This is a genomic window from Paenibacillus ehimensis NBRC 15659 (genome assembly GCF_004000785.1).
Classification (GTDB): Bacteria; Bacillota; Bacilli; order Paenibacillales; family NBRC-103111; genus Paenibacillus_G; species Paenibacillus_G ehimensis.
In genome coordinates this window covers 1-2,288 of the sequence record NZ_BILX01000168.1, presented here as the reverse complement: position 1 = coordinate 2,288, position 2,288 = coordinate 1, and the positions used below count along the sequence as shown (strand labels likewise).

At 41.4% G+C, this 2,288-nt stretch carries 5 protein-coding genes; all 5 read right to left on the bottom strand.

Annotated elements, in window-relative coordinates; genetic code table 11:
• Window positions 1-203 (bottom strand): RHS repeat domain-containing protein (locus PEH01S_RS35725; RefSeq protein ID WP_246063151.1); only part of this gene is annotated, 203 nt, incomplete at its 3' end.
• Window positions 204-252: 49 nt separating this feature from the next.
• Entirely contained in the window at window positions 253-414 is a 162-nt protein-coding gene (locus PEH01S_RS35720; protein ID WP_246063152.1) for a hypothetical protein, read from the bottom strand.
• A gap of 40 nt (window positions 415-454) precedes the next feature.
• Complete coding sequence (locus PEH01S_RS35710; RefSeq protein WP_246063150.1) at window positions 455-643, bottom strand: hypothetical protein; 189 nt, start codon at window positions 641-643, stop codon at window positions 455-457.
• Window positions 644-851: 208 nt separating this feature from the next.
• Window positions 852-1,742, bottom strand: a complete 891-nt coding sequence (locus PEH01S_RS34095; protein WP_127490439.1) for a hypothetical protein — start codon at window positions 1,740-1,742, stop codon at window positions 852-854.
• Window positions 1,739-2,288, bottom strand: a 550-nt coding sequence (locus PEH01S_RS34090; RefSeq protein WP_164828153.1) for an RHS repeat domain-containing protein, incomplete at its 5' end; no start/stop codon positions are given. The genes PEH01S_RS34095 and PEH01S_RS34090, both read right to left, overlap by 4 nt.

Here is a 2,288-nt window from a genome sequence, read left to right as displayed (position 1 = left end):
GGATTCGTCTCCTGCAGACATGCTCCCCGGTGGTTATACGTCCACTTTCCGCTCGTCCCATCGGGCAGCGTGACCTCGATCAGGTTATCCTGGCCGTCATAAACGAGCCGCGTGACCCGGCCCTCCTCGTCCGTTTCGCTCAGCAGCTCCCCCAGCTCGTTGTACTCATACTGCACTACGCCGCCCAGCGGATCCGGGTGCAATAATACTCCGGGGTGTATTTGTACGTCGTCGTATGCCCCTGGCTGTTGCTCATTTCGTTCCAGTTCGTTTTACGCGATGCGCTTCCAGCAGCCCGTCGTCCCCGTACGTATGAACGCAGCGCGCTCCGGTGGTCGAGCCATCGTAGCGCCACTGGAAGCTGTACCCGTTGCGGTCCGTCTTTTTGAGCATCAGGTGACCTTCATACGACATACGGGTCGTCTGCCCCAATGCATCGGTTACCGCTATAAGATCACCCGCCTCGTTGTAGCAGTACTGCACCCAGCACCTCACGCTGCTCCCCAATGTACACATGGGTCACTTTCGTGATGCGTCCGGCTTCATCCGTCTGGATATCCAGTCTCCGGCCAACGCTGTCCGTCGCCTGCCGCAAATACCCGCGGTCATCATACGAGAGCAGAGCGCTATGGAGTGTCCCCATTCCTGCCCGATGCGTTCCAGACGAAATCTCGTTTCCATTCCTGTCTGTTTTCCAAAATGATACGTTAGACGGCTATCTTCCTCGAAAAGCGCATATCCGGCATACTACCGGAAAGTAGTTAGCTCTAGTGTTATGTTTTTTCAAGTTTAAAAAATGGACCTACTTCTATGCCTCTGCATGAAGTAGGTCCAATAACTACATGAATCACTTACTGAAAGTCAATATTTACCACTTGGAGCCTATCTTTTAAACCATTTACAACTTCCTCCGATAATGGTTTTTTACAATTAATTACATGTATACTTTCTAAAGAAGGAATTTGCAATAGAGCTTCGGAATGCTCTAGTTTGGGGCAATTTAAAATATATACTTCTTTCAACTGCAAATTTGCCAGTAGACCCAAGTCTAAGTTTTCACGATATCCGTTAAGATGCAATACTTCCAAATTGGAAAGCTTGTTTATAGTTTGGAAGGAGAATCCTCGATCAAATCCCTCTAATTTGAGCATTTTTATATCCAGATCTTGAAGAATTGAGAAAACATCATGTTTTCGTACATATTGTAAATAAGCAGTTGTTAGGTTAGAAAAGCCTTGGATTGTATCAAGCGTTTTTCCTTTTTTATCGATAAAACACTCAATCCATTTTAGCGCTGGAAATGTAGTTGGTGAAATTCCACCTAAATCGTATCTTCCGTCCAAATCAAAAAAACTAAAAAATTCAACATTGGATAAAATTTGTCCAGAACTCCATGTAAATTCCTCGTACCTCTCAAGGAGATTTCGATCCGTGAAATTTACCAAACTGATTGCTTTAAGATTACTAGAAAACAAATCATTCAAAGGTAAATAATCGTTGGAAATCTTTAAAGATTTTAAAGAAAGTGTTTGAGATAAAAATTTAGTTATCGTACAGTTTTCACCCTCATTTTCTGCTACCAACCAAAGTACAGAAGGATCTAGTTCGTCTACTCTATTAATAAACTGTTCTTTCGTTAATTGAATAAAACCTTTTCTAAGAGGTAAATTATCTCCAATCAAAATTTTTTTACCTTTAGGAAGTAAGTAACTAACTCGAGATTTTTCAAAATAATCCATCATTTTCTTTTTATACACCTCTCTCTTGCTTCAGATGAAGCACTAAATTGTTTAATTTCTTGTCGGTTTCTTTCAATCTTTCTCTTACTTTCCGGTGGCTTCTTTGGATCATTTTTCATTCTATAACCAGCTTGAAGTTGTTTCTCGTACTCGATTTGTTCATAATGCCGTAGAATATGATTTATATATCGGTCTCTTACCTTTGTATCTTTAACTTCCATAACCGTGCCTAGATTAACTTTAACATATTCAACTATTACATCCTTTTGTGCTAAAAGTGTTTGAGCATTAATATGAGTAGTTCCAGAAACTCTTTCGAACATATTAATACTACTTCCAACATAAGATTCTCCCAACTTCTCGCTTGTTAAAATATAAATACCCGGTGATTTAGGCAATGAGGAAGGAGCTTTTATCCAACCAAATGGGTCAACCCAAGTATTCGGATCATGCACATACCCATATAATTGGATTCCACCAGCTAACCCAATCGGGTCTTGCTGCGTATACATCCCTTCATGCGGCGAATAGTAACGAAAACGGTTGTAG

What these genes read in the sequence shown, in the direction of transcription:
- PEH01S_RS35710 (WP_246063150.1), bottom strand. Translation starts at nt 643, where the DNA reads ATGGGGACACTCCATAGCGCTCTGCTCTCGTATGATGACCGCGGGTAT.
- PEH01S_RS34095 (WP_127490439.1), bottom strand. Translation starts at nt 1,742, where the DNA reads ATGATGGATTATTTTGAAAAATCTCGAGTTAGTTACTTACTTCCTAAA.
- PEH01S_RS35720 (WP_246063152.1), bottom strand. Translation starts at nt 414, where the DNA reads ATGTCGTATGAAGGTCACCTGATGCTCAAAAAGACGGACCGCAACGGG.